Origin of the sequence: Novosphingobium sediminis (genome assembly GCF_007991615.1) — a bacterium.
Classification (GTDB): Bacteria; Pseudomonadota; Alphaproteobacteria; order Sphingomonadales; family Sphingomonadaceae; genus Novosphingobium; species Novosphingobium sediminis.
The window spans coordinates 93,759-116,773 of record NZ_BJYR01000007.1 but is presented as its reverse complement, the minus strand read 5'-3'; the positions used below and the strand labels follow the sequence as shown (position 1 = coordinate 116,773).

Sequence of the window (23,015 nt, the reverse complement as noted above, 5' to 3'; positions counted from 1 at the left end):
GGCTGGGGCCGCGGGGGGGCTCGCATGGCCTTGCCTATCGCATCGGTGCCGCTTAACTGCAAACCCACAATTCACCTTGCGGCGAGCTGAGCCGCCGGGTGTGCCCTTTTTCCGGCAGGAGCCTTGAATGATCGTCGAATTCGCCGCCTCAGATGCCGCCCGCCCCGGTCTTGTTGCCAGCTTCGTGGCGCAGGATGGCCTGCCCGCCGATGCCGATGTGCTGGTGAAGGGCGCGGCAGCCGCCGCGCGGTTCACCGGCAAGGCAGGGCAGCTGTTCGAGGCGTTCGTGCCGGCGGGCGCGGGCGTGCAGCGGCTGGCGTTCGCCGGGATCGGCGATGCAGGGGCCACCGGGCGTACGGCGACGCTGGAACGCGCGGGCGGCGCCCTGACGGCGAAGTACCTCACTTCGGGCGAGACCGAACTGGCGATCGACTTCGCCGGAAGCGGCCTCAGCGCCGAGGAAGCGACGGCGGTGCTGCTCGCGGCGCGGCTGCGGGCTTGGCGGCATGATGTCTATCGCACCAAGCTGAGCGACGAGCAGAAGCCCTCGCTGGCGAAGATCGTGGCGCTCGGCGCTCCGGAAGGTACTGAGGCGCTGTGGGAGACCGAGGCTGCGATTGCCGAGGGCGTTGAGTTCACGCGCGAGCTGGTCACCGAACCTGCCAACGTGATCTACCCCGCCAGCTTCGTCGAGCGCTGCAAGGCGCGGCTTGAAGGCACAGGTATCGAGATCGTCGTGCTTGGCCTGGCCGAGATGACCGCGCTCGGCATGGGCGCGCTGCTGGGCGTGGCGCAGGGTTCGGTGCGCGAGCCCAAGATCATCGCGATGCGCTGGAAGGGCAAGGCGGGCACGAAGCCGACCGCGTTCGTGGGCAAGGGCGTGACGTTCGACACCGGTGGCATCTCGATCAAGCCGGCAGCCGGCATGGAAGACATGAAGTGGGACATGGGCGGCGCGGCGGCCGTTGCCGGCACGATGCTCGCGCTGGCCAAGCGCAAGGCGCAGGCCGACGTGATCGGCGTGTGCGGCCTTGTCGAGAACATGCCCGATGGCAACGCGCAGCGTCCGGGCGACGTCGTCACCACGATGTCTGGCCAGACGGTTGAGGTCATCAACACCGACGCCGAAGGCCGCCTCGTGCTGTGCGACGCGGTGACGTGGGTGCAGAAGGAATACGCGCCTGCGACGATCATCGATCTCGCTACGCTGACCGGAGCGATCATCATCTCGCTCGGCCACGAACATGCGGGCATGTTCAGCAACGACGACCTGCTGGCGGGTCAGCTCGATGCGGCGGGCAAGGCGAGCGGCGACAAGCTGTGGCGCTTCCCGATCGGCCCGGCCTACGACAAGCTGATCGACAGCCCGATTGCCGACATGAAGAACGTTGGCCCGCGCTATGGCGGCTCGATCACCGCGGCGCAGTTCATCCAGCGATTCGTCGACAAGGGCGTGGCCTGGGCGCACCTCGATATCGCGGGCACCGTGTGGGTCGAGAAGCCCGGCGCGACGCACGAAAAGGGCGCGACCGGTTTCGGCGTGCGCCTGCTCGACCGCTATGTGCGCGACGTGCTGGAAGCCTGATACGTGCCCAAGATGCGCCGCAAGGCGGACCTGCCGACGAAAGTCTGCGCGTCTTGCGGCCTCCCCTTCACCTGGCGCAAGAAGTGGGAGCGTGATTGGGACAATGTGAAGTATTGTTCCGACCGCTGCCGGATGGGGAAGGGGAAAAGCGCGTGACCACCGGACTATCTCGGCGCGGAATGCTGGCGGCGGGAGCGGGCGGCATGGCCGCGCTTGCCGCACCGCTGCGCGCACTGCCGCCGCCCTTCGGCCACTTTGCCGACGAGGTGGCGCCGATCACCCGCGCAGAGCGCATGGCACGTGTGGCCAAGCTGCAGGGCCTGCTGCAGGGGCAGGGTCTTGCCGCACTGCTCGTCGAGAGCGGCAGCAGCCTGACTTATTTCACCGGTATCCGCTGGTCGCGGTCGGAGCGGATCACGGCCGCCGTCATCCCGGCCGCTGGCCAGCCGATCGTCGTCACCCCGTTCTTCGAAGCGCCTTCGGTGCGCGAGACGCTGGCCATCCCGGCGGACGTGCGGACCTGGCATGAAGACGCCAATCCCTTTGCGCTGATCTCCGATGCGCTGAAGGGCCGCAAGGGCAGCATTGCCGTGGAGCAGACCACACGCGCCTTCATCACCGAAGGGGTACTGCGCGAAGGGCAGTTTGAGGTCGTTTCCGGCGCGGCGCTGGTCGATGCCTGCCGGCAGATCAAATCGCCTGCCGAACAGGCGCTGATGAAGCATGCCAACACGATCACGCTGGCGGCGATGCGCGAGGCTCGCGCGGCGGTGCGGCCGGGCATGACAGCAAGCGACATTGGCGCGCTGATCGAGAAGGCCACAGTGCGGATGGGCGCGGAAAGCGACTTCGCGCTGGTGCTGCTGAACGAGGCCAGCGCCTATCCGCATGGCTCGCACCAGCCGCAGACGGTGCACGAAGGCTCGGTCGTGCTGATGGACTGCGGCTGCATTGTCGAAGGCTACCAGTCCGACATTTCGCGCACGTTCGTGTTCGGTGAACCGACCGCGCGGCAGCGCAAGGTGTGGGGCACGATCCGGCGCGGGCAGGACATGGTGTTTGGCGCGGCGAAGATCGGCACGCCGGTCAGCGAGCTCGATGCCGCAGTGCGGCGGTTTTACGAGCGCGAAGGCTGGGGACCGGGCTTCGCGCTGCCCGGCCTGCCGCACCGGGCCGGCCACGGCATCGGCATGGACGGGCATGAGAGCCCCTACCTCGTCGGCAGCGATCACACGCCGCTCGCCGCCGGCATGTGCTTTTCCAACGAGCCGGGGATCTACATTCCGGGTGAGTTCGGGATGCGGCTGGAGGACTGCTGGGTGATGACCGAGGCAGGTCCGCAGAGCTTCACGCCGCTCGCCCGCTCGCTCGACGATCCGATCTGAGGGCGCGGTGCGGGTCGATTTCTATCAGTTGTCGCGCGATCCGGCGGAGCTCGTGCTGCCACGACTGGCGCAGGGCACGCTGGGCGCGGGCGAGCGGCTGCTGGTGGTTTCCGAGGATGCCGATCAACTCGGCCGGATCAGCGAGGCGCTGTGGACGCGCATTCCGGAAAGCTTTCTCGCCAACGGCATCGCGGGCGGCGAACACGATGCGCGCCAGCCTATCCTGCTTTCGCACGAGCCGGTCCCGGCCAACGGCGCGCGCTATCTGGCGCTGGCGGACGGGGTGTGGCGGGACATGGCCGAGGGCTTCGACGGCGCGGAGCGCGTGTTCCTGCTGTTTCCGCCCGACCGGATCGACGACGCGCGCGGCACATGGCGTATGCTGGGCAAGCGCGAGGGGGCCGAGCGCAAGTATTGGCGGCAGGAAGGCGGCAAGTGGCTGGAGGGGCCGTGATCGCCCATAACCTTGCGGTGCAGCAATTTCCCCGCTAGTGGCGCGGCCAACCGAAAACCTCTCCCAAAACATCGCAAGGAACATCCCATGGCGGTTACCCGCACCTTTTCGATCATCAAGCCCGATGCCACGCGCCGCAACCTGACCGGCGCCGTCACCAAGATGCTCGAGGAAGCCGGCCTGCGCGTCGTTGCCTCGAAGCGCATCCACATGACGCGCGAGCAGGCCGAGGGCTTCTACGCCGTCCACCGCGAACGTCCGTTCTTCAATGACCTCGTCGAGTTCATGATCTCGGGCCCGGTCGTCGTGCAGGTGCTCGAAGGCGAGAACGCCATGCAGCGCAACCGCGACATCATGGGCGCGACCAACCCCGCCAACGCCGAGCCGGGCACGATCCGCAAGGAACTGGCCGAATCGATCGAGGCGAACTCGGTCCACGGTTCGGATTCGGACGAGAACGCGGCGATCGAGATCGCCTACTTCTTCAAGCCGGAAGAAATCGTCGGCTGATCCAGCCGCGCGAGCTTGCTATAGCAGGGGCCGTCGGAGCGATCCGGCGGCCTTTTGCGTTTGGGAATATTGCGATGCTGGGAATGGGGGACGGGTCTTGCCCGTTCGAGTTCAATTTCGATCCCGCCACCTTCAAGGTGGGCGACATGGTGAGCTACCGCGTGACGGGGAGCCTCGAGGGCATGCCGTTCGTGGGGACGTTGCTCGAAGTGCATGAAGACTACGTGGTGATCTCGCCGGGCGAGAGCGAGCCCGACGCGCGCTATCGCGGCACGCGCGAGGACCGGCCGGTCGTGGATATCAGCGAGATCTGACGGGACGGCATCGCTGCTGGATCAGCGGGGCTATCGATTGCTCTTCGCCGATTGCCTGGCGCCTGAAAAAAAGCCCCTCCGGTTAGGGAGGGGCTTCGTGAGGTTCTGTTTCAGATCAGCGGCGGATCAGTGGCCGCCAGCCAGCGCCGCCAGCAGAAGCAGGGCGACGATGTTGGTGATCTTGATCATCGGGTTGACGGCCGGGCCGGCGGTGTCCTTGTAAGGATCGCCCACGGTATCGCCCGTCACCGCAGCCTTGTGGGCATCGCTGCCCTTGCCGCCGTGGTGGCCGTCTTCGATGTACTTCTTGGCGTTGTCCCATGCGCCGCCGCCCGAGGTCATCGAGAGCGCGACGAACAGACCGCCGACGATCACGCCGAGGAGCAGCGCGCCGAGCGCGGCAAAGCCGTTTTCCGCACCCGCGACCCAGGTGATCACGAAGTAGACCACGATCGGAGCGAGGACCGGAAGCAGCGAAGGAACGATCATTTCCTTGATCGCGGCCTTCGTCACGAGGTCCACCGTGCGGGCGTAGTCGGGCTTCGAGGTGCCTTCCATGATGCCGGGGTTGTTGCGGAACTGGTCGCGCACGTCGACGACGACGTCTCCGGCTGCGCGGCCCACCGCGGTCATGCCCATGGAGCCGAACAGATAGGGCAGCAGCGCGCCCAGCAGCAGGCCCACGATCACGTAGGGGTTTTCAAGGCTGAAATCGACGTGCAGCGCGGGGAAGAACTCGCGCAGGTCGGTCGTGTAGGCGGCGAACAGCACGAGCGCGGCGAGGCCGGCCGAACCGATTGCGTAGCCCTTGGTGACAGCCTTGGTGGTGTTGCCCACAGCGTCGAGCGCGTCGGTCTTCTCGCGGACCGAATCGTCGAGCCCAGCCATTTCGGCGATGCCGCCTGCGTTGTCCGTCACCGGACCATAAGCATCGAGTGCGACGACCATCCCGGCAAGCGCGAGCATGGCGGTGGCGCCATAGGCAATGCCGAGCGGGCCGGCGAGCTGGAACGTGATGATCATCGAGGCAACGATGGCGAGCGAGGGAAGCGCGGTGGCTTCCATCGAGATCGCAAGGCCCTGGATCACGTTGGTGCCGTGGCCCGTTACCGAGGCCTGGGCGATCGACTTCACCGGGCGGTAGTTGGTGCCGGTGTAGTATTCGGTGATCCAGATGATGAGGCCGGTGAGCACGAGGCCGACGAGACCCGCATAGAACAGCGTGCGGCCCGTGAAGGCGTAGTCATGCCCGAAGGCCTGGTAGGCCGTGGCGGTTTCCATGTCGCCGTGCAGCGCATAGCTCATGGCGAACCAGATCGCCGGGACCGAGAGCACGGCGGTGACAAGGAAGCCCTTGTACATCGCGCCCATGATGTTGTTCGAGGAACCGAGGCGGACGAAATAGGTGCCGATGATCGAGGTGACGATGCAGACGCCGCCGATCAGCAGCGGGATCGCCATCAGCGCATCGAGGTTGGTGGCGTTCTTCACCAGCAGCGCGGTCATGATCATGGTCGCACCGATGGTTACGACGTAGGTTTCGAACAAGTCGGCGGCCATGCCAGCGCAGTCGCCCACGTTGTCGCCCACGTTGTCGGCGATCACGGCAGGGTTGCGTGGATCATCTTCCGGGATCCCGGCCTCGACCTTGCCGACAAGGTCGGCGCCGACGTCAGCGGCCTTGGTGAAGATGCCGCCGCCCAGACGCGCGAAGATCGACACCAGCGAAGCGCCCAGCGCCAGCGCGGTGAGCGCGGTGACGACGACGCGGCTGTTGGCCGTTTCGCCCGCAATGGCGGTGAGATAGTGGAAGAACCCGGCAATCGCGAGGAGCGCGAGGCCCGCCACGAGCATGCCGGTGATGGCGCCCGCGCGGAACGCGAGGGTGAGACCTGCCTGCAGCCCGGTCTGTGCGGCAGCGGCCGTGCGCACGTTCGAGCGCACCGACACGTTCATGCCGATGAAGCCCGCGACGCCCGAAAGGACCGCGCCGATGACGAAGCCGATGGCCGAAATCGGACCAAGCGCCGCCGCGACGATGACGGCAACCACCACGCCGACGATGGCGATCGTGGTATACTGGCGCTTGAGGTAGGCCTGCGCGCCTTCCTGAATGGCGGCGGCGATTTCCTGCATGCGGGCGTTGCCGGCGGGTGCGCCGAGCACCTGCTGGCTGGTCACGAAGCCGTACACGACGGCCACGAGCCCGAGGATTATTGCTACTAAGGTCAAACTCACGTCAGACACCCCCTTATTTTCACCGGCATTTTTACCGGTACCCGTCGTTCGCGGGTCGGGGCGGGAGGCTAGTGCATAATTTTCACACGGCAAGCCTTTGCGTGTGAAAATTCAGCGATGTTCGTAGCCAAGTTGGCCGTAAGGCGCTGCGCCGTCGAGGAGGAGGGGGGCTTCGCCTGCGGGGAGCACGCTCCCGATGCAGTGCGCCGGGCACGGCGGCGCGGCTTCGACTGGAAGGGTAAACAGCAATTCGTAGTCGTCGCCCCAGCTGATGGCATCGCGCAAGCGGTCCTTCGGCAGGCCGACAGGAACGGGAATTCGTGCCGGATCGAGCGCGATGGTGACGTTGCTCGCCTCCGCCATACGCGATGCATCGAGCAGGAGCCCGTCCGAGACATCCATCATCGCGGTGACGAGCGGTGCGAGCGCACACCCTTCGGCGAGGCGCGGTGTGGGCCGGCGGTAAGCGGATGTATCGGCTGATGTGTTACCGCAGGTAAGCGCCTCGAACCCGAGCATCGCCGCGCCGACGGGGCCGGTAATCCACACCGTGTTACCAGCCTGCGCACCGCTGCGGCTGGGCACGGGCTGACAGGTCGCGCGACCCAGCGCCGTGAGGCCCACGGTCTGCGCGCCGGGGCTGCGGACCGTGTCGCCGCCGAGCAGCGGTACGCCGAAATGTGCGAGCGCCTCGCCCAGTCCTTCAATGAAGCGGTTGTTGTCTTCGGCGAGGGTGTAGCCGAGGAGGACGCCAATCGGCTCCGCACCCTTCGCCGCAAGATCGGACAGGTTGGTGGCAAGGAGCTTCCATGCAACATCCGCCGGATCTTGTCCCGCAAGCCAGTGGACGCCCTCGACCATCATGTCGTGGGTGAGGATCAGCGTTTCCCTGCCGAGTTCCAGCACCGCGCAATCATCGGCAAGGCCGCGCGCCGCCGGGTGCGAGGCGATGCCCCGCAGCGCGGCGATGAAGGCGGCTTCGGGGGTCATCCCTGCCACTATGCTACCTCTACCTCCACCCACACCTGCTCATGCTGAGCTTGTCGAAGCATGCCGGCGCGACGGACGGTCGCGCGAGCACCCTTCGACAAGCGCAGGGTGAGCGGGAGAGGAGTGGTTGGGACGGGCGGCTGCAAGCGGCCTCAGTCCCCGGTGAAGACCGGCGCGCGCTTTTCGAGGAGGGCGTTGACGGCCTCCTTGTGATCGGCCGTTTCATGCACCAGCGCCTGGAACGCGGCGGACAGTTCGAGCACATCGCCCGCGCGGCCATGCTGGGCCTCGCGCAGCAGGCGCTTCGTCAGGCGCAGCGCGCGGGGGCTGTTCGCGGCGACTTCCTCGGCAAGCGCCATGGCCTTGTCCATCAGGCTCTCGGCGGGAACGACATCGCCGACGAGGCCGATCGACTTGGCATAGGCCGCATCGAACGTGCGGCCGGTGAGGAACAGCTCTGCCGCGAGCGGGTAGCCGATCAGCTTCTGCAGCGTCCATGCGCCGCCATCACCGGGGATGATGCCGACCTTGATGAAGCTGGCGGCCATCTTGGCACTGTCTGCGGCCACGCGCATGTCGCACACGCAGGCCAGATCAAGGCCGAGGCCAATAGCATGGCCGTTGATCGCGGCGATCATCGGCACGTCGCAATCGAGCATGGCGCGCGTGGCGCGCTGCACGCCGCGGCGATAATTGGTCGCGGTCGAATCGGGCTGGTCGAGCGGGCCGATGCCCTTGCGATCGCGGATGCCCTTGATGTTGCCGCCGGTGCAGAACGCGCGGCCTGCGCCCGTCAGCACGATGGCGCTGACCGAGCGGTCGTTGCCGAGGCGGAAGAACGTGTCGACGATGTTGTCGCAATCCTCCAGCGTGCCGATGGCGTTCATCGATTCGGCGCGGTCCATGGTGAGGATGGCGATGCGGCCGCGGCGCTCTTCGTGCAGGAACGGGGTGGTCATCTTGGCAAGTCTCCCAATTGCCCCTCTGGGCGTCTCCACTAGCAATCTTGCGATTGCGATGGTCCGCGCGCTGCCATAGGGATGCCGCCGATGCAAATATTCCCGCTCCATCCGTTTCGCCCCGAGGGCGATATTCCCGCGCTCCGCCAGCAGGTTCGTGATCTGGTGGCGAAGTATGAAGCCAAATGGCCTGTAGAGCTGCGCGCCAATTGCTGGTTCAGCTTTGACGAGGAATTCTCGAAGGCGCTCGGGCAAGCCGGGCTCCTCGGGATGACCTGGCCCAAGCAATATGGCGGCCACGAGCGTACCTTGCTCGAGCGCTATGTCGTGCTGGAAGAGCTGCTCGCGGCAGGCGCGCCCGCCGGCTTGCACTGGATCGCTGACCGCCAGACGGGCCCGCTCCTCCTGCGCTACGGCACTGAAGCGCAGCGCGAGAAGTATCTCCCCGGCATGGCGCGCGGCGAGATCTACGCCTGCATCGGCCTCTCCGAACCCGGCTCGGGATCGGACCTCGCCAGCGTGCGGACTTCGGCAAAGAAGACCAACGAGGGCTGGCGCATCAACGGCCAGAAGGTGTGGACCAGCGGCGCGCACAAGAGCCACGCTGCGCTCACCCTGCTGCGCACCGAGGAAGGCAGCGAGCGCCACACCGGCCTTTCGCAGATGATGATCGACCTCGATACGCCGGGGATCACCATCCGCCCGATCATCGACATGACGGGCACGCACCACTTCAACGAGATCTTCTTCGAAGACGTGCTCCTGCCGCATGACGCGCTGGTGGGCACCGAAGGCAATGGCTGGAAGCAGGTCGTCGCCGAACTCGCGCTCGAACGCTCGGGGCCGGAGCGCTATCTCTCCAGCCACATGCTGCTCGTCGCGCTGATCGATGCGATGGGGCCTGAGCCGGATGCACCGACGGCGCAGCTGATCGGGCGGCTGACGGCGGAGATGTGGACGCTGCGGCAGATGTCGATGTCGACCATCGCCAAGCTGGCTGCGGGCGAAGACCCGGTTGTCGAGGCGGCGATCGTCAAGGACCTCGGCAATGCCTACGAGCAGGCTCTCCCGCGCGCCGTTCAGGCAGCGGTGGACGCCGATTTGGCGGGCAAGAGCGACCTCTCGCGCCTGCTCTCGTGGATCCTCGTCGCGAGCCCGAGCTTCTCGCTGCGCGGCGGCACGCCGGAAGTGCTGCGCGGAATTATCGCTAAAGGTTTGGGGCTGCGCTGATGAGCGACAATCGTACTCTGCTCACCGATATGGCCGCGGGCCTGTTCGCCGATCTGGCCGGGAAGCCGTTTGCCGAGGCTTGGCCGCAAGTGGCCGAAGCGGGTTTCTCCACGCTACTGGTGCCCGAGGATGCGGGCGGCTTCGGCGGCGATTGGGGCGATGTGCTCGCCGTGCTGCGCCTTGCCGGCCTCAACGCGCTGAACGCGCCGCTGGCCGAGCCGGTGATCGCGCATTACCTGCTGGCGAAGGTGGGGATCGCGGCGCCTGATGGCCTCGTTTCCATTTCCGTCCCCGGCAGCCGCGTGCCTTATGGCCGCCATGCTGCGGCGGTGGTGCATGTGGCTGAGGGCACGCTCTCGCTCTACCACGCCGATGCCTGCAGCTTTGACGAGGGGCGTTCGCCTGCGGGTGAGCCGTGGGATGCGGTGAGCTTCACCGGCGCGGCGGCGGCTTCGGCGGCGTGCGATGTGGACTTGCAGGCGCTGGGCGCATTTGCCCGCGTGGCGCAGGCCTCGGGCGCGCTGGAGGCGGCGTTTACGCTCGCCATCGATCACGTGAACACCCGCGTCCAGTTTGGCCGCGCGCTGGCGAAGTTCCAGGCGGTGCAGCAGGCCATGGCGGAGTTTTCCGAGGAAGCCGCAGCGGTTGACGCCTCGGCGGCAGCCTGCGCAGCAGCGCTCGATTATGGCCACGCCAGCTTCGAGATCGCGGCGGCCAAGCTGCGCATGGGCATCGCGGTAGACCGCGCCGTCCCCATCGCGCACCGCATGCACGGCGCCATCGGCTTCACCATCGAATACGCGCTCAACCACTTGACCCGCCGCCTGATGGGCTGGCGCAGCGAATTCGGCGGCGATGCCTTCTGGGCAGAGCGACTGGGCAAGCGCGTGGCGGGCCTTGGTGGGCACGGCCTGTGGCGCGAGATGACAGCGCGGACGGACCGGCTGGTCGGCTGATCAGGCCCGCTTGCGGCCGAACCCGGCGACGCGCGGGGGCATCCGGGGCGGCAGTTCGGGCAGGGCAGGGGGCGGCGGTTCGGTTTCGCGTGTCGCCATATAGCGCGCCATGATCGCATCGGCATCGAAGCCGCTTGCCGGGGGCAGATCGCTTTCCGGCGCGGCCAGCGCGTTCGTTAGCGCCTTTTTGGAGACGCGCGACGCGCCGATGACAAACCCGTCGCCCCCGCGCCGCTTCTCCATGTCGGTCAGCTTTGCGATCACGGCGGCCTTTCCCAGCGCAAGCAGGCCGAAGGGAATGTTGATCTTCGATTGGCCGCGCAGGCCGCCGCTGTAGCTGAAGCGGATGGTATGCTCCCGCCCGATCGGGAAGAAGCCGTAGAAGGTGCGGATCTTCGTGCCCACCTCGATCGCGCTCACCTCGCGCCAGCGCAGGTGCCGCGCCGCGCCGAGAGGGTGGAGGTGAATGCCGCCTTCATCGTATTCGATGGCCTTGAGATCGCCAAACAACCGCCCCAGCCGCCCCGCCGAAAGCAGCGGCCCGCCGACGATCAGGCCGAGGCCGAAGATCATGTCGATGGGATCACCCAGCAGGCAGACCATCCCCACCACGGGCGCGCCGAGGAGCAGAAAGGCCCCGCTGAGGATAAGCTTTTGGCGGCTGTAGTAAAGGGTCGTCATCGTGGTTCTCCGAGCAGAACCTTGCCGCACGAGGCGTTACGACGGATTTAGCGGGAGGGGACGAATTGGTAGGCATTTCATGCAGGTGCGCTGCCTGATGGGCTGGCACTACGAATTGGGCGGCGATGCCTTGTGGACGGAGCGGCTGGGCTGGCGCGTGGCCGGGTTGGCCAAGCAATCCATCGAAACCGGCGCCCTGCCGCTGGAAGAAGGCTGCGTGATCGAGGCAGGCCTGTTCCAGCAAGCGCTCTACAGCGACACCGCGCGGGAGAAGATGCGGCGCTTTCTGGAACTTGGCGGCCAGACCCGGGAGGGGGAACTGCGGGTGGCGGAATTGAGCGGGGAGGTTGCGGGGTTGGGGTGAAGACTTAACTTTGCAATTTGCTAGGTCACCGCTTCCACAAGTGACCGAACGTAGGCCGTTAACTCATCCAGTTGATTGGCTGCGATAGACTGGACAGCTTGAATCAGAGCAAGCGTATCATTCTTCTTTTTGAACGTAACACGTTGATCCGTCAGTTCAGCACACGCAGTTGCTAAAAGCTTGGCAGCATCTACTTTGGATAGCCATGCAGGATCAGACAAATTGCCCTGCCATTCTGCAATGCGGAACTCATTTGACGCTAAATCTACGAGTTTAGACTCAATTTCGGCAACATCTACCTTCAATGGTTCGCTGTCTCGCTCAGCCATGAACAGCAGCAGCGCCTCCGCATTTACGAGGTAGCACTCGATGTGCCGGCGCGGTAGAAAGTGCAGACGCCCCTGAGAGTCCCGCATCATGTCGGTTTTCTCATCGTCAGTCAGTTCTTCGCTGTCGAAACTGAAGGCAACGGCATTTACAAGCGGGGCTGCCGCTTGGCTTAGGCGCTGATATATCTGATAGATCATCGGGCGGTCGCGGCGTTTGGCGATGAAATCTCCCGTTGCGACCACCGAAGTGAAAATAGTCCCACGCGGCAGCGGCTGGCCCATTGCTTGTTGATATAGCAGTGGGAAACAAAGCTCTTCAGTTTGCCCTTCCACCCAAACTATCCGGTCGGCGGCAAAGACATCCGCCATCGAGATACCTAGGTGATCAGCGACTTTTCGAAAGTCCGATATGTCAGTCAGCGTGAGGCGATGAATTGAAGATTCGTAGCCATTGCGCTTTACTAAGTGAACTGTGCAGGGGTTACTGAAGCCAATTACTTCAGGCGCATGTGTAGAAATTATATATTGATGGTCGGAATATTCGGTTTGTAATATGCGTAAAAGTGCCTTGACTGCGGAAGGATGAAGGAAGCTGTTGATTTCATCGATTAAGATGATGGAATTTTCGACGGTCATCACTGCAGTCAGAATCGCCATTACCTGAGCAACGCCGGTTCCGCTTTGCAATAGTGGAAAACTAAGCTCGATTCGCTCCATTGCCTCAGTCGGCCAAACCCGAACTTCAACCAGGCCGTTGCCGATCGGTGCTAAACTAACATTGCCCACGGTGGAAAATATATCTCGAAGGTGTCTCACTAATTTTGTAAATAAATCGCCCTGACTTCCTTGAAGTGTTAGCATTACACTCGGTAAATTTGATGCATTAGGTGTTAGTCGTGATGCAGGTTCAGCTGGGGAATTACCGATGTTCATACGCTCAGCAGAAAAGAAAAACATTCGACTGTGCCACAGATAGCGTACGAGCTCAGCCGTTGTGTCGTCCATCCGGTACTGAAGCGTGGTGTGCAAATTGCCATCGTTCACCTGCATCATTGCACAAGTATGTTGGGCACCGTTCGGGATCTGAAATTTGCCATGGCCAGGGTATGCTGCCGCTGTGAAACTATTGCCCGGCCGATGAATGACGGCAACATTCATCATTGGGTCCGTCCAGAAGGTGTCAATGAATGCCATTGGGTCTGGGTCTGGTGGAATAGGGATGAAGTTATCCCGACCACTCATAAAGATCGCGCTCCGGAATTCGCTGCCGCTAACGCCTAGGGTAAGTCTCACCTCGGGCATCGCGATTTCCACATTGTTCCACCGCTCAGGTGTACGATGTCGATCATCGGTGAGTTGGTGTTGTAGTGCGCGAAGCAACGCGCTCTTCCCCGAGTTGTTTTGACCAACAATGAGATTGATTCCATCCTTGAATGGAATGTCAGCGGAGTCACCAAACGACTGAAAGCCAATGACTCGGGCGCTCAACAGTTTCATTTTTCCTCCTGCGCGCAATCATATCGAATGCTCAAATGGAGGAAAGAGGCGTTGCGCTAAGCCTCCCCCCACCCATCCCTTGACCCCATCCCCCGCACCCCTTAATCGTTCAGTTAAACGAACGCATTCGGGAGTCGGAAAGCCATGGCTACAGCCTATATCGTTGATGCAGTGCGGACCGCTGGTGGGCGGCGGAATGGCCGTCTGGCCGGGGTACACCCGGTCGATCTGGCCGCGGCGACGCTGGACGCCATTGTCGAGCGGACCGGGATCGATGGCTCGGCCGTCGATGACGTGATCATGGGCTGCGTCTCGCAAGGCGGGCAGCAGGCGGGGCAGGTGGGGCGCAATGCCGTGCTCGCCGCGCGGCGGCTGCCGGATTCGGTGCCGGCCGTCACGATTGACCGCCAGTGCGGCTCATCGCAGCAGGCGATCCAGTTTGCCGCGCAGGCGGTGATGTCGGGCGTGCAGGACATGGTCATCGCCGCCGGCGTCGAGAGCATGACGCGCGTGCCGATGGGCTCGACCGCGATCTTTCACATGAAGGAGGGCCTCGGCAACTACAAGTCGCCGCAGCTCGAAGAGAAGTATCCGGGCATCATGTTCTCGCAGTTCATGGGCGCGGAAATGATCGTGAAGAAGCACGGCTTCTCCAAGGATCAGCTCGATGCCTTCGCGCTTTCGAGCCACCTCAAGGCGATTGCCGCGACGCAGGCGAATGCCTTTGCCAACGAGATCGTGCCCATCGCGATCGAGACGGCGGACGGCGCGGGGCTGCACACGGTGGACGAGGGCATCCGCTTTGACGCGAGCATCGAATCGATCTCCGGCGTCAAGCTGCTGAGCCCCGAGGGCCTGCTGACCGCGGCCAGCTCCAGCCAGATCTGCGACGGTGCGAGCGCGGCGCTGATCGTTTCGGAAGCGGCGCTGAAGGCCCACGGCCTGACCCCGCTGGCGCGCATCCACACGCTGACGGTGACGGCGGGCGATCCGGTCATCATGCTGGAAGAGCCGCTCTTCGCCACCGACAAGGCGCTGAAGCGCGCTGGGCTGAAGATCGACGACATCGATCTCTATGAAGTGAACGAGGCGTTTGCCTCGGTGCCGATGGCGTGGCTGAAGCACACCGGCGCGGACCCGGACAAGCTCAACGTCAACGGCGGCGCGATTGCGCTCGGCCACCCGCTGGGCGCTTCGGGCACCAAGCTGATGTCCACGCTGCTCAATGCGCTGAAGGCGCGCGGCGGCAAGTATGGTCTGCAGACGATGTGCGAAGGCGGCGGTGTCGCCAACGTGACGATTGTCGAGATGATGTGATCCCTCCCCTCCCGCAAGCGGGAGGGGCCGGGGGTGGGCCTGTTCGGGAAGCGCGGCTTTTGAACATGCCCACCCCAACCCCATCCGCCAAGCGGGAGGGGCTAGAACTCTGATTTCAGGAGAGGAATACCATGAAGCTTGATAGTTCGATTTCCGCGGTCGTCACGGGCGGCGCTTCCGGCCTTGGTGCGGCAACCGCGCGCGCGCTCGCCGCGAAGGGCGTGAAGGTTGCCATCTTCGACATGCAGAAGGAAAAGGGCGAGGCTGTCGCGGCTGAAATCGGCGGCGTGTTCTGCGAAGTGAACGTGACCAGCGACGAGAGCGTGGACGCTGGCTTTGCCAAGGCGCGCGCCGCCATCGGGCAGGAGCGCATCCTCGTGAACTGCGCCGGCACCGGCAACGCGATCAAAACCGCCAGCCGCAGCAAGGAAGACGGCTCGATCAAGCACTTCCCGCTGGAAGCCTTCAACTGGCTGATCCAGATCAACCTCGTCGGCACGTTCCGCTGCATCGCCAAGTCGGCTGCGGGCATGATGACGCTCGACCCCATCGACGAGTTCGGCGAGCGCGGCGCGATCGTGAACACCGCGTCGGTCGCGGCTGAGGACGGCCAGATCGGCCAGGCGGCGTACTCGGCCTCGAAGGGCGGCGTTGTCGGCATGACGCTGCCGATCGCGCGCGACCTGATGAGCGAGGGCATCCGCGTGAACACGATCCTGCCGGGTATCTTCAACACCCCGCTGCTGCAGGGCGCTCCGCAGAACGTGAAGGATGCGCTTTCGGCTTCGGTGCCGTTCCCCAAGCGCCTCGGCAACCCTGAGGAATACGCCCAGCTCGCCATGACCATGATCGAGTGCGGCTATTTCAACGGCGAGGACGTGCGCCTCGACGGCGCGATCCGCATGGCGCCGCGTTAAGCAACTGAACCCGTGACGCGTCCCCGCATTGTACGGGGACGCGCGCGGACCTCCGGAGAGATGGGCTGATGGCCGAATACACGCAGATCCTGCTCGATATCGCGGATGGCATCGCGACGCTGACGCTCAATCGTCCGCACAAGATGAACGCCTATACCGGCACGATGATGGCCGAGATGATCGACGCGTTCGACCGGACCGACGCCGATGACAGCGTGCGCGCGGTGATCGTGACGGGGGCGGGTGACCGGGCCTTCTGCGCGGGCGCGGACCTGACGCCGGATGACGGCAAGCGACCCTTCTCCGATCCGACTGAAGTGGCGGACCTTTCCGATGTGCGCGTGCGCGATGGCGGCGGCTATTGCACCTTGCGCATCTTCAATTCCAAGAAGCCGGTGATCGGCGCGATCAACGGTGCCGCAGTGGGCATCGGGGCGACGATGCAGCTGCCGATGGATTTCCGGCTGGCGAGCACGTCGGCGCGCTTCGGCTTCGTCTTCGCGCGGCGCGGGATCGTGCCCGAGGCGGCCTCGAGCTGGTTCCTGCCGCGCCTTGTCGGCATGAGCACGGCGCTGGAATGGTGCATGACGGGCCGCGTGTTCGGCGCCGAGGAAGCCAAGGAGGCTGGCCTCGTCCGCTCGCTCCACGCGCCGGAAGACCTGCTGCCCGCAGCGCATGCGCTGGCGCGCGAGATTGCCGATAATACGAGCGCGGTTTCGGTGGCGATGACGCGCGCGATGCTGTGGCGCAACTCCGCCACGCCGCACCCGATGCACGCCCACCGCGTTGACAGCCGCGCGATCTATCAGCTCTCGCGCGGGGCCGATGCGAAAGAAGGTGTGGCCAGCTTCCTTGAAAAGCGTGCACCGGCCTACCCCGGGCGCGTTTCTTCGGATATGCCAGGCTTTTACCCGTGGTGGGATGAACCGGGTTGGGAATGAAAGAGCAGAAAATCGTGGCGACTGTGGGGGAAACCGGCGGCGAACAGCCGGGTGCACGTGAATTGCTGCTGGAAACCGCCTCGCAGATCATGCGCGAGGGGGACCAGGTCGATATCTCGCTGTCCGAGCTGTCGCTGCGCTCGGGGCTCAATTCGGCGCTGGTGAAGTACTACTTCGGCAACAAGGCCGGGATGCTTGGCGAACTGCTCGACCGCGATATGGTGGCGATCATCAAGTCGGTCGAGGCGCTGCTGGCCAAGGACCACATGAGCCCCGAGGCGAAGCTGCGGCAGCACATCGCGCGCTGCGTCGATACCTATTTCGCGTTCCCCTATCTCAACCGGCTCCTCATGCGGCTGGTGCGCGACAGCGATCCCTCCGAGGCGAAGCGCATTGCCGACAAGTATCTCGCGCCGCTCAACAAGGCCTATGACCGGCTTATCAGCGACGGTGTGAAGGCGGGCGTGTTCCGTCCGATCGATCCGCAACTGTTCTACTTCACGGTGACGGGCGCGGCAGACCGGTTCTTCTCGGCTCGGCTGGTGCTGCGGCATTGCTTCGATCAGGATACGCTGACCGAGGAACTGCGCGATCGCTACCGCGAGCATACGGTGGACTTCATCATGGCAGGCATTCTGGCCCGATGACCAATCCGGTGATTGTGCTGCGCTCTTTTGCTTGCGCGCTGCGCAAGCTGGCCTAGAACCGGAAGCATGTCCGACGCGCAAACCCGGCTGTCAGATTTCATCCCCTACCGCCTTGCGATTACTTCGAACGCGGTCAGCAGCCTGATTTCGGGCGAATATCACAGCGAATTCGGCCTCAAGATCCCTGAATGGCGGATCATGGCGGTGCTTGGCGATGCCGGGCCGCTGACGCAGCGCGATCTCGTCCGCGCCACGCTGATGGACAAGGTAGCGGTGAACCGCGCGTGCAAGATGCTGGGCGAGCGCGGACTTGTCGCGCGGACGCCCAACGATGCCGACGGGCGCTCGCATCACTTGTGGCTGACCGACGAAGGCCGCGCGATGTACGACCGCATCTGGCCCAACGCGCTCTCGACCTATGAGAAGATATTTGCCGCGCTTTCGCCCGCCGAGACGGCGAAGCTGAGGGCGCTGCTCGACAAACTGTTCAACGCGGCACGCGCGATCGAAGGGGAAAACCCATGAAACTTGCAAGCCTGCCGCAGCGGCGCGACGGCCGCCTGATCGTCGTTTCGGACGATCTCGCCTGGTATGCCGATGCCGATCACATCGTGCCGACCATGCAGGGCCTGCTCGACGAATGGGACCGCTATGCCCCCTATCTCGAGGCACTGGCGATCGAGCTCGAGCATGGCGCGATCCCGCGCAAGCGGTTCCATGAGCGCGAGGCGGCGGCGCCCTTGCCGCGCGCGTTCCAGTGGGCGGACGGCAGCGCCTACGTCAACCACGTCGAACTGGTACGCAAGGCGCGCGGGGCGGAACTGCCGGCCAGCTTCTGGACCGATCCGCTGATGTATCAGGGTGGCAGCGACGATTTCCGCGGTGCGCGCGATCCGATCACGTTGGCGGACGAAAGCTGGGGCTGCGATCTGGAAGCCGAAGTTGTGGTGGTGACGGGCGATGTGCCGCAGGGTGTTTCCGCGCACGCCGCGCTCGATCACATCCGGCTTGTCGGCCTTGTGAACGATGTTTCGCTGCGCGGCTTGATCCCGGACGAGCTGGCCAAGGGGTTCGGCTTTGTCCAGTCGAAGCCTGCCAGTCATTTCTCGCCGGTGTTCGCGACGCCCGAAAGCCTTGGTTCGACATGGGCTGAGGGCAAGCTGCACTTGCCGCTCCACATCGATGTCAACGGTCGGCCGTTCGGGCGGCTGGCGACGGGTGAGGACATGACCTTCGATTTCGGCCAGCTGATCGCGCATCTGGCAAAGACGCGCCGCATCGGGGCCGGTTCGGTGATCGGTTCGGGCACGGTCTCGAACCGCGATCTGGACGCCAAGGGTGCCTACACTGCCGGCCGCCCGGTGCGTGAAGGCGGGCGCGGCTATGCCTGCATCGCCGAACAGCGCATGGTGGAGACGATCCGCAGCGGCGCGGCGGTAACGCCGTTCCTCAAGCATGGCGATACGGTGCGGATCGCGGCCAAGGATGCCAAGGGACACGCCGTGTTCGGCGCGATCGAGCAGACGGTGGTGAAGGCTTAAGGGAAGAAGACCCCCTCCGACCCACCAAAGGCGGGTCGGAGGGGTATTTCTACCTTCCTTAGCGCAGAGTCCTTACGTCTTCCGGTTGAGGAAGTTGTCGCTGATCGAGCAGGCCGCGGGGCCAAGGATCACGACGAACAGCGTCGGCAGAATGAACAGGATCAGCGGGATCGTCATGATCGCTGGCAGACGCGCGGCCTTTTCTTCCGCGCGCATCATGCGCTCGTTGCGGAACTCTGCGGAGAGCACGCGCAGCGCCGAGGCGAGCGGCGTACCGTAGCGCTCGGTCTGGATCATGGTGGTCACCACGCCCTTCACCGAATCGAGATTGACGCGGTAGGCGAGGTTCTCGAACGCGAGGCGCCGTTCGGTGAGGAACGAGAGTTCGATCGCGGTGAGCGCGAATTCATCGCCAAGTTCCGGATAGGCCCGGCCCAGTTCGCGGGCCACGCGGCCAAAGGCGGCATCGACGGTGAGGCCGGCTTCGGCGCAGATCACCAGGAGGTCGAGCGCGTCAGGCAGACCCTTGCGGATCTCCTTGGTGCGCTTGTTCATCATGTTCTTGATCCAGATGTCCGGGCCCTTGTAGCCCAGGATCACCATGCCCGCGAACAGGCCGAACTTCTTGAACGCCGACCACAGCGGCCAATAGTTCACTCCGTAGATCAACACGCCGAAAAACAGGCCCAGCACGATCGGGCCGATCATGCGGGCGAGCACGACCGCGACGGCCCATTCCTTCTTGCGGATGCCCGCCTGCGCCAGCCGCTGCTGAATATCCTTGAGCTGGCTGTCCTGAAGGACCTTCAACGATTCAAGGAAGGTCTTGATGTTGTCGGTCGTCTCGCTGCGGCGGACGATGCTCTGGCGCTTCTTGGCATTGACCGTGACGATGCCGGCCTTGAGCTGGTCGCGCCGCTCGTTGAGCGCCTTGACGCGCTTGGCCATCGGATCGCGCACCGTGATGGCGGCGTAGATCGCCAGCAGCATCGCCGCGGCGGCAATGCCCATGAGGATCGAGCCGACGTAGATGACGTCGATGCCGAGGAGCGTGGGGCCGTGCGGGGGAGGGTTGACTGGCATGTTGGGTCTCAGATCTCGAAGTTGACCATCTGCTTCATGATCCAGGCACCAATGCCCAGCCACACGAGGCCGCCGATACCGGCGATGATGAGCCGCTCGTCCACGAAGAATTGCCCGAGGTAACGCGGGTTGATCGAGTAGATCAGCGCGAACACGATGAAGGGCAGCGAACCGACGATATATGCCGAAGCCTTGGATTCAGAGCTCATCGCCGCGATCTTGAGCTTCATCTGCGCGCGCTTGCGCAGCACGTCAGCAAGGTTGGCCAGCGTTTCGGCAAGGTTGCCCCCCGTTTCGCGCTGGATCGCCAGCGTGATGCAGAAGAAGCTGAACTCGGCCATGTCGAGCCGGTTGGCCGATTCCTGGAGCGATTCCTCCATCGTCCGGCCGACCTTGATGCGATCGGTGACGAGCTTGAATTCCTCGCCCACCGGCCCCGGCAGTTCGTGCGCGACGACACCAAGCGTTTCGGTGATCGGCAGACCTGAACGCAGACCGCGTACGAGCAGTTCGAGCGCATCGGGAAACTTGGCAACAAAGCCATTCTTGCGCTTGTTGATTGCGCGGCCGACCATCCAGTGCGGAATGCCTGCCCCCACCAGTACGCCGACGCCGAGGCCCAGCAGCAGCGAGCCAGTCTTGATGAAGATGAGCAGGGTGATGCCAAGCGCAAGGCCGACCGAGAGGTAGACATACTGGCTGAGCGTCCAGCCCTTGCCGGTCTGGTGCAGGCGCAGCGCCAGCGCTTCGAGGCGCGAGCCCGAGCCGGCCTTCTTGAAGGTGGTCGGCTTGCGGTTGGCAACGGCCTTGCGGTACTGCGCCTCGACCTTGTCCACCGCGCTTTCGGAATGGCGGAAACGCACGGTCTGGAGGCGCCGCGATGCTTCCCGGCTTGCCGAAGGACCGCCGAGCGCGAGCCCCATCAGCAGGAGAACCAGCCCCGCGCCGACGCCAAGGATCACGAGTTGCATCACGTTCATTGCGTGGTCCTGCCAGTTCTCTCAGTTCGTGCGGGTCCGGCGCGGCTGGTCCCGGTGATGGGGCAGGCGCGCCGGTCGCGGATCATGCGGGGGTTCCGGCCTTGGCTTTGCCGGAGGTAAGGATCTTCTTGAAATCGAACTTGCCGAGCAGCGAGGTCTTGGCCGGAGCGCCGCCGTCCTTGTCGCCGCCCTTGGCAGGCTTGTCCTTCGCCTTGCCCTTGCCCTTGGCTTCGACCACTTCGCCATCGGTGCCCGAGGCGATGATCGCGCTGCCGAGATCACGCAGCGCCGCGCCTGCCTTGGTTGCGCGGTTGGCGGCAACGAAGGTCTGGCCCAGCTTGGCCGCGTTGGCGGCAGCCTTGATGTCGTAGGGCACGATGTAGTTGATCTTGCGTTCGATCGAGGCTTCGAAATCCGAACGGCTGATCTCGCCGATGCCGGAGTGAACCTTGTTGGCCACCACGACTGTTTCGGCATGCTTGGCGTTGGTCTTTAGCCACGACAGCAGGCGGATCGCATCGCGCGCACCGGCAAGGGTCAGTTCGGTCACCACAACCACCATGTTCACGTCTGCCAGCAGATGCGGGAAGTTGATGAGCATGTTGCGGGGCAGGTCGATCATCGTCATTTCGAACGCGTGGCGGAATTCCTCCTCCAGCTGAACGAAAGCGCTGCCGTCGGTCATCAGCGGGGCGCTGATGGGGGCTTCGGCGGAAAGGATCGCCAGGTTGTCGTTGGCGCGGATCATCGCGCGTTCGATGAACAGGCCGTCGATGCGGCTCGGGTTATCGATCGCGTCGGTCAGGCCGCGGCCGGGCTCGAGATCGAGCGTCAGCGCGCCGGTGCCGAAGTGCACGTCGAGATCGAGCAGCGCGGTTGGCAAGCGGTGATCGCTGCTGAACAGCCACGCCAGCGAAGTCGCCACGGTCGAGGCGCCGACACCGCCGCGCGTGCCGACCACAGCGGTCGAGACGTGGCGCTTGGCGGTGCTGCCGTCAGCCGACTTGGGAGACGCGAAGATCGCCTGCGCCTGCACCAGCGCATCGCGCACCTGGCCCGGCGTAAGCGGCTTCAGGAGGTAGTCCTGGATGCCAGAGGCGAGCAAGTCGCGATAAAGGCGCACGTCGTTGACCTGGCCCACCGCGATCACCACGGTGCCCGGTTCGCAGACTTCGGCAAGCGCATTGATGTCGCTCAGCGGATCGCCGCTTTCGGACAAGTCGACCATGAGGATGGCCGGGCTCGCCGCGATCGACAGCGACTGGATCGCATTGCGCAGGCCGCCCTTGTTGCACTTTTCAGGCTGCCAGCCCATGTCGACCGTGACCGGACGCAGCACGTCGAGTGCCGCATCATCGCACATGAAGGCCGCGAACATATCGCGGTTGGCGGTTTTCCAGGTCGCGCTCATTGATCAGTTACCCCCGGACTTGCTGGAAACAGCCTTCAGGCCTTGCGCACCCGTCGGCGGCTGATCGCGATAGGACTGGATGGCCTTGCTATTGCTCTGCACCAGCGTGGTGCTCTGGCCCTTGGCGCCGTGCACAAGGTCTTCCTTGTTGGCGACCATCGCGGCCATGTTGCTGTTGACCGCGCAGCCGTAGTTGGACGAGGTCGCATTGTTGGTGCGGTTGTCGATCTTGCTCGCCCAATCGGGGCAGCCGGGCACGCTGGCCTCGCTGCGCGACACGACCACGCGGGCAGTGCCGGGTGCGATGGCGCCTTCGGTGACGGGGGCGACATCGGCGAGGATGATGCCGAAGCGGCCGGCCACCTGTTCTACCGAGGTGCGGGTCTGTTCGGAATCGACCGGATCATCGAGCGAAACGCGGTCACCATAGCCGAGGCCGAGCGCATCGAGCCAGCCGGCAAGGCGGCGCTGTTCGGTCACGGGGAGACCACCGCCCGGCAGCGTCGAGACATCGAACACGTAGCTGGTGCGCTGGACGACCGGCTGGTGCACGCTTTCAAGGCTGCGGTTCATGTCGGCTGAAGGCGCGTTGCACGCGGCCAGCGGCAGGCTCATGACACCGGCGAGGAGAAGGACCCGGGCGGCGCCCTGAAGGCGGGGCATACGAATGGACATGGGTTGGCCCT

24 protein-coding genes are annotated in these 23,015 nt (G+C 64.5%); 15 read left to right on the top strand and 9 right to left on the bottom strand.

Annotation, left to right across the window (positions count from 1 at the left end; genetic code table 11):
* Nucleotides 1-127: 127 nt before the first annotated feature.
* The 6 genes from NSE01_RS05200 (at nt 128) to NSE01_RS05175 (ending at nt 4,248) form a co-directional block, all read left to right on the top strand.
* Entirely contained in the window at nt 128-1,585 is a 1,458-nt protein-coding gene (locus NSE01_RS05200) for a leucyl aminopeptidase (protein ID WP_147158574.1), read from the top strand.
* Between the two features lie 12 nt (nt 1,586-1,597).
* Nucleotides 1,598-1,741 carry a DUF2256 domain-containing protein gene (locus NSE01_RS05195; protein ID WP_216233991.1) on the top strand — a complete coding sequence of 48 codons (144 nt, stop codon included), beginning with the start codon at nt 1,598-1,600 and terminating at the stop codon, nt 1,739-1,741.
* Nucleotides 1,738-2,970 (top strand): M24 family metallopeptidase, encoded by a 1,233-nt coding sequence (locus NSE01_RS05190; protein ID WP_246135043.1) that lies wholly within the window; start codon nt 1,738-1,740, stop codon nt 2,968-2,970. Before NSE01_RS05195 ends, NSE01_RS05190 begins: the two co-directional genes overlap by 4 nt.
* 7 nt (nt 2,971-2,977) lie before the next feature.
* The gene (locus NSE01_RS05185; protein WP_147158573.1) at nt 2,978-3,424 is read left to right on the top strand and encodes a DNA polymerase III subunit chi; all 447 of its coding nucleotides are present in this window, start codon (nt 2,978-2,980) and stop codon (nt 3,422-3,424) included.
* A gap of 87 nt (nt 3,425-3,511) precedes the next feature.
* The gene (ndk, locus tag NSE01_RS05180; protein ID WP_147158572.1) at nt 3,512-3,934 is read left to right on the top strand and encodes a nucleoside-diphosphate kinase; all 423 of its coding nucleotides are present in this window, start codon (nt 3,512-3,514) and stop codon (nt 3,932-3,934) included.
* 74 nt (nt 3,935-4,008) lie between these two features.
* Complete coding sequence (locus NSE01_RS05175) at nt 4,009-4,248, top strand: hypothetical protein (protein ID WP_147158571.1); 240 nt, start codon at nt 4,009-4,011, stop codon at nt 4,246-4,248.
* Between the two features lie 126 nt (nt 4,249-4,374).
* Here NSE01_RS05175 and NSE01_RS05170 read toward each other — a convergent pair whose 3' ends face one another.
* The 3 genes from NSE01_RS05170 to NSE01_RS05160 form a co-directional block, all read right to left on the bottom strand.
* On the bottom strand, nt 4,375-6,486 hold the full coding sequence (locus NSE01_RS05170) for a sodium-translocating pyrophosphatase (RefSeq protein ID WP_147158570.1): 2,112 nt from the start codon (nt 6,484-6,486) through the stop codon (nt 4,375-4,377).
* A 111-nt stretch (nt 6,487-6,597) separates the two neighbouring features.
* Entirely contained in the window at nt 6,598-7,476 is an 879-nt protein-coding gene (gene thiL, locus NSE01_RS05165; protein WP_147158715.1) for a thiamine-phosphate kinase, read from the bottom strand.
* Between the two features lie 152 nt (nt 7,477-7,628).
* Nucleotides 7,629-8,435 carry an enoyl-CoA hydratase-related protein gene (locus tag NSE01_RS05160; RefSeq protein WP_147158569.1) on the bottom strand — a complete coding sequence of 269 codons (807 nt, stop codon included), beginning with the start codon at nt 8,433-8,435 and terminating at the stop codon, nt 7,629-7,631.
* A 90-nt stretch (nt 8,436-8,525) separates the two neighbouring features.
* Here NSE01_RS05160 and NSE01_RS05155 point away from each other — a divergent pair, with 90 nt between their 5' ends.
* Nucleotides 8,526-9,665, top strand: a complete 1,140-nt coding sequence (locus tag NSE01_RS05155; RefSeq protein ID WP_147158568.1) for an acyl-CoA dehydrogenase family protein — start codon at nt 8,526-8,528, stop codon at nt 9,663-9,665.
* Nucleotides 9,665-10,621, top strand: a complete 957-nt coding sequence (locus tag NSE01_RS05150; protein WP_147158567.1) for an acyl-CoA dehydrogenase family protein — start codon at nt 9,665-9,667, stop codon at nt 10,619-10,621. The genes NSE01_RS05155 and NSE01_RS05150 overlap by 1 nt, the downstream gene beginning before the upstream one ends.
* Here NSE01_RS05150 and NSE01_RS05145 read toward each other — a convergent pair whose 3' ends face one another.
* Nucleotides 10,622-11,302 carry a hypothetical protein gene (locus NSE01_RS05145; RefSeq protein WP_147158566.1) on the bottom strand — a complete coding sequence of 227 codons (681 nt, stop codon included), beginning with the start codon at nt 11,300-11,302 and terminating at the stop codon, nt 10,622-10,624.
* A gap of 79 nt (nt 11,303-11,381) precedes the next feature.
* Between NSE01_RS05145 and NSE01_RS05140 the strand changes: the two genes are divergently transcribed.
* Nucleotides 11,382-11,666 (top strand): hypothetical protein, encoded by a 285-nt coding sequence (locus NSE01_RS05140; protein WP_147158565.1) that lies wholly within the window; start codon nt 11,382-11,384, stop codon nt 11,664-11,666.
* 20 nt (nt 11,667-11,686) lie between these two features.
* Here the strand turns inward: NSE01_RS05140 and NSE01_RS05135 are convergent, their stop codons facing one another.
* A complete protein-coding gene (locus NSE01_RS05135) occupies nt 11,687-13,492 on the bottom strand; it encodes an ATP-dependent nuclease (protein ID WP_147158564.1) in 1,806 nt (601 codons plus the stop codon).
* A 144-nt stretch (nt 13,493-13,636) separates the two neighbouring features.
* Between NSE01_RS05135 and NSE01_RS05130 the strand changes: the two genes are divergently transcribed.
* From NSE01_RS05130 to NSE01_RS05105, 6 genes are all read left to right on the top strand, one after another.
* The gene (locus NSE01_RS05130) at nt 13,637-14,809 is read left to right on the top strand and encodes an acetyl-CoA C-acetyltransferase (protein WP_147158563.1); all 1,173 of its coding nucleotides are present in this window, start codon (nt 13,637-13,639) and stop codon (nt 14,807-14,809) included.
* Between the two features lie 131 nt (nt 14,810-14,940).
* Complete coding sequence (locus NSE01_RS05125) at nt 14,941-15,726, top strand: SDR family NAD(P)-dependent oxidoreductase (RefSeq protein ID WP_147158562.1); 786 nt, start codon at nt 14,941-14,943, stop codon at nt 15,724-15,726.
* Nucleotides 15,727-15,794: 68 nt separating this feature from the next.
* On the top strand, nt 15,795-16,667 hold the full coding sequence (locus tag NSE01_RS05120; protein ID WP_147158561.1) for a crotonase/enoyl-CoA hydratase family protein: 873 nt from the start codon (nt 15,795-15,797) through the stop codon (nt 16,665-16,667).
* Nucleotides 16,664-17,314, top strand: coding sequence for a TetR family transcriptional regulator (locus tag NSE01_RS05115; RefSeq protein ID WP_147158560.1), 651 nt, complete (start codon nt 16,664-16,666; stop codon nt 17,312-17,314). The genes NSE01_RS05120 and NSE01_RS05115 overlap by 4 nt, the downstream gene beginning before the upstream one ends.
* Nucleotides 17,315-17,380: 66 nt before the next feature.
* On the top strand, nt 17,381-17,839 hold the full coding sequence (locus NSE01_RS05110) for a MarR family winged helix-turn-helix transcriptional regulator (RefSeq protein WP_147158559.1): 459 nt from the start codon (nt 17,381-17,383) through the stop codon (nt 17,837-17,839).
* Entirely contained in the window at nt 17,836-18,855 is a 1,020-nt protein-coding gene (locus tag NSE01_RS05105) for a fumarylacetoacetate hydrolase family protein (RefSeq protein ID WP_147158558.1), read from the top strand. The genes NSE01_RS05110 and NSE01_RS05105 overlap by 4 nt, the downstream gene beginning before the upstream one ends.
* A 72-nt stretch (nt 18,856-18,927) precedes the next feature.
* Here NSE01_RS05105 and NSE01_RS05100 read toward each other — a convergent pair whose 3' ends face one another.
* The 4 genes from NSE01_RS05100 to NSE01_RS05085 all read right to left on the bottom strand — a co-directional run bounded on the left by NSE01_RS05100 (nt 18,928) and on the right by NSE01_RS05085 (nt 23,004).
* The gene (locus NSE01_RS05100) at nt 18,928-19,938 is read right to left on the bottom strand and encodes a type II secretion system F family protein (RefSeq protein ID WP_147158557.1); all 1,011 of its coding nucleotides are present in this window, start codon (nt 19,936-19,938) and stop codon (nt 18,928-18,930) included.
* An 8-nt stretch (nt 19,939-19,946) separates the two neighbouring features.
* Nucleotides 19,947-20,918 carry a type II secretion system F family protein gene (locus tag NSE01_RS05095; RefSeq protein WP_147158556.1) on the bottom strand — a complete coding sequence of 324 codons (972 nt, stop codon included), beginning with the start codon at nt 20,916-20,918 and terminating at the stop codon, nt 19,947-19,949.
* 82 nt (nt 20,919-21,000) lie between these two features.
* Nucleotides 21,001-22,329, bottom strand: a complete 1,329-nt coding sequence (locus NSE01_RS05090; protein WP_147158555.1) for a pilus assembly protein CpaE — start codon at nt 22,327-22,329, stop codon at nt 21,001-21,003.
* Between the two features lie 3 nt (nt 22,330-22,332).
* Entirely contained in the window at nt 22,333-23,004 is a 672-nt protein-coding gene (locus NSE01_RS05085) for a CpaD family pilus assembly protein (RefSeq protein WP_147158554.1), read from the bottom strand.
* Between the last annotated feature and the right edge of the window lie 11 nt (nt 23,005-23,015).

What these genes read in the sequence shown, in the direction of transcription:
- NSE01_RS05200 (WP_147158574.1), top strand. Translation starts at nt 128, where the DNA reads ATGATCGTCGAATTCGCCGCCTCAGATGCCGCCCGCCCCGGTCTTGTT.
- NSE01_RS05195 (WP_216233991.1), top strand. Translation starts at nt 1,598, where the DNA reads ATGCGCCGCAAGGCGGACCTGCCGACGAAAGTCTGCGCGTCTTGCGGC.
- ndk (WP_147158572.1), top strand. Translation starts at nt 3,512, where the DNA reads ATGGCGGTTACCCGCACCTTTTCGATCATCAAGCCCGATGCCACGCGC.
- NSE01_RS05175 (WP_147158571.1), top strand. Translation starts at nt 4,009, where the DNA reads ATGCTGGGAATGGGGGACGGGTCTTGCCCGTTCGAGTTCAATTTCGAT.
- thiL (WP_147158715.1), bottom strand. Translation starts at nt 7,476, where the DNA reads ATGACCCCCGAAGCCGCCTTCATCGCCGCGCTGCGGGGCATCGCCTCG.
- NSE01_RS05160 (WP_147158569.1), bottom strand. Translation starts at nt 8,435, where the DNA reads ATGACCACCCCGTTCCTGCACGAAGAGCGCCGCGGCCGCATCGCCATC.
- NSE01_RS05155 (WP_147158568.1), top strand. Translation starts at nt 8,526, where the DNA reads ATGCAAATATTCCCGCTCCATCCGTTTCGCCCCGAGGGCGATATTCCC.
- NSE01_RS05150 (WP_147158567.1), top strand. Translation starts at nt 9,665, where the DNA reads ATGAGCGACAATCGTACTCTGCTCACCGATATGGCCGCGGGCCTGTTC.
- NSE01_RS05145 (WP_147158566.1), bottom strand. Translation starts at nt 11,302, where the DNA reads ATGACGACCCTTTACTACAGCCGCCAAAAGCTTATCCTCAGCGGGGCC.
- NSE01_RS05140 (WP_147158565.1), top strand. Translation starts at nt 11,382, where the DNA reads ATGCAGGTGCGCTGCCTGATGGGCTGGCACTACGAATTGGGCGGCGAT.
- NSE01_RS05135 (WP_147158564.1), bottom strand. Translation starts at nt 13,492, where the DNA reads ATGAAACTGTTGAGCGCCCGAGTCATTGGCTTTCAGTCGTTTGGTGAC.
- NSE01_RS05130 (WP_147158563.1), top strand. Translation starts at nt 13,637, where the DNA reads ATGGCTACAGCCTATATCGTTGATGCAGTGCGGACCGCTGGTGGGCGG.
- NSE01_RS05125 (WP_147158562.1), top strand. Translation starts at nt 14,941, where the DNA reads ATGAAGCTTGATAGTTCGATTTCCGCGGTCGTCACGGGCGGCGCTTCC.
- NSE01_RS05120 (WP_147158561.1), top strand. Translation starts at nt 15,795, where the DNA reads ATGGCCGAATACACGCAGATCCTGCTCGATATCGCGGATGGCATCGCG.
- NSE01_RS05115 (WP_147158560.1), top strand. Translation starts at nt 16,664, where the DNA reads ATGAAAGAGCAGAAAATCGTGGCGACTGTGGGGGAAACCGGCGGCGAA.
- NSE01_RS05110 (WP_147158559.1), top strand. Translation starts at nt 17,381, where the DNA reads ATGTCCGACGCGCAAACCCGGCTGTCAGATTTCATCCCCTACCGCCTT.
- NSE01_RS05105 (WP_147158558.1), top strand. Translation starts at nt 17,836, where the DNA reads ATGAAACTTGCAAGCCTGCCGCAGCGGCGCGACGGCCGCCTGATCGTC.
- NSE01_RS05100 (WP_147158557.1), bottom strand. Translation starts at nt 19,938, where the DNA reads ATGCCAGTCAACCCTCCCCCGCACGGCCCCACGCTCCTCGGCATCGAC.
- NSE01_RS05095 (WP_147158556.1), bottom strand. Translation starts at nt 20,918, where the DNA reads ATGAACGTGATGCAACTCGTGATCCTTGGCGTCGGCGCGGGGCTGGTT.
- NSE01_RS05090 (WP_147158555.1), bottom strand. Translation starts at nt 22,329, where the DNA reads ATGAGCGCGACCTGGAAAACCGCCAACCGCGATATGTTCGCGGCCTTC.
- NSE01_RS05085 (WP_147158554.1), bottom strand. Translation starts at nt 23,004, where the DNA reads ATGTCCATTCGTATGCCCCGCCTTCAGGGCGCCGCCCGGGTCCTTCTC.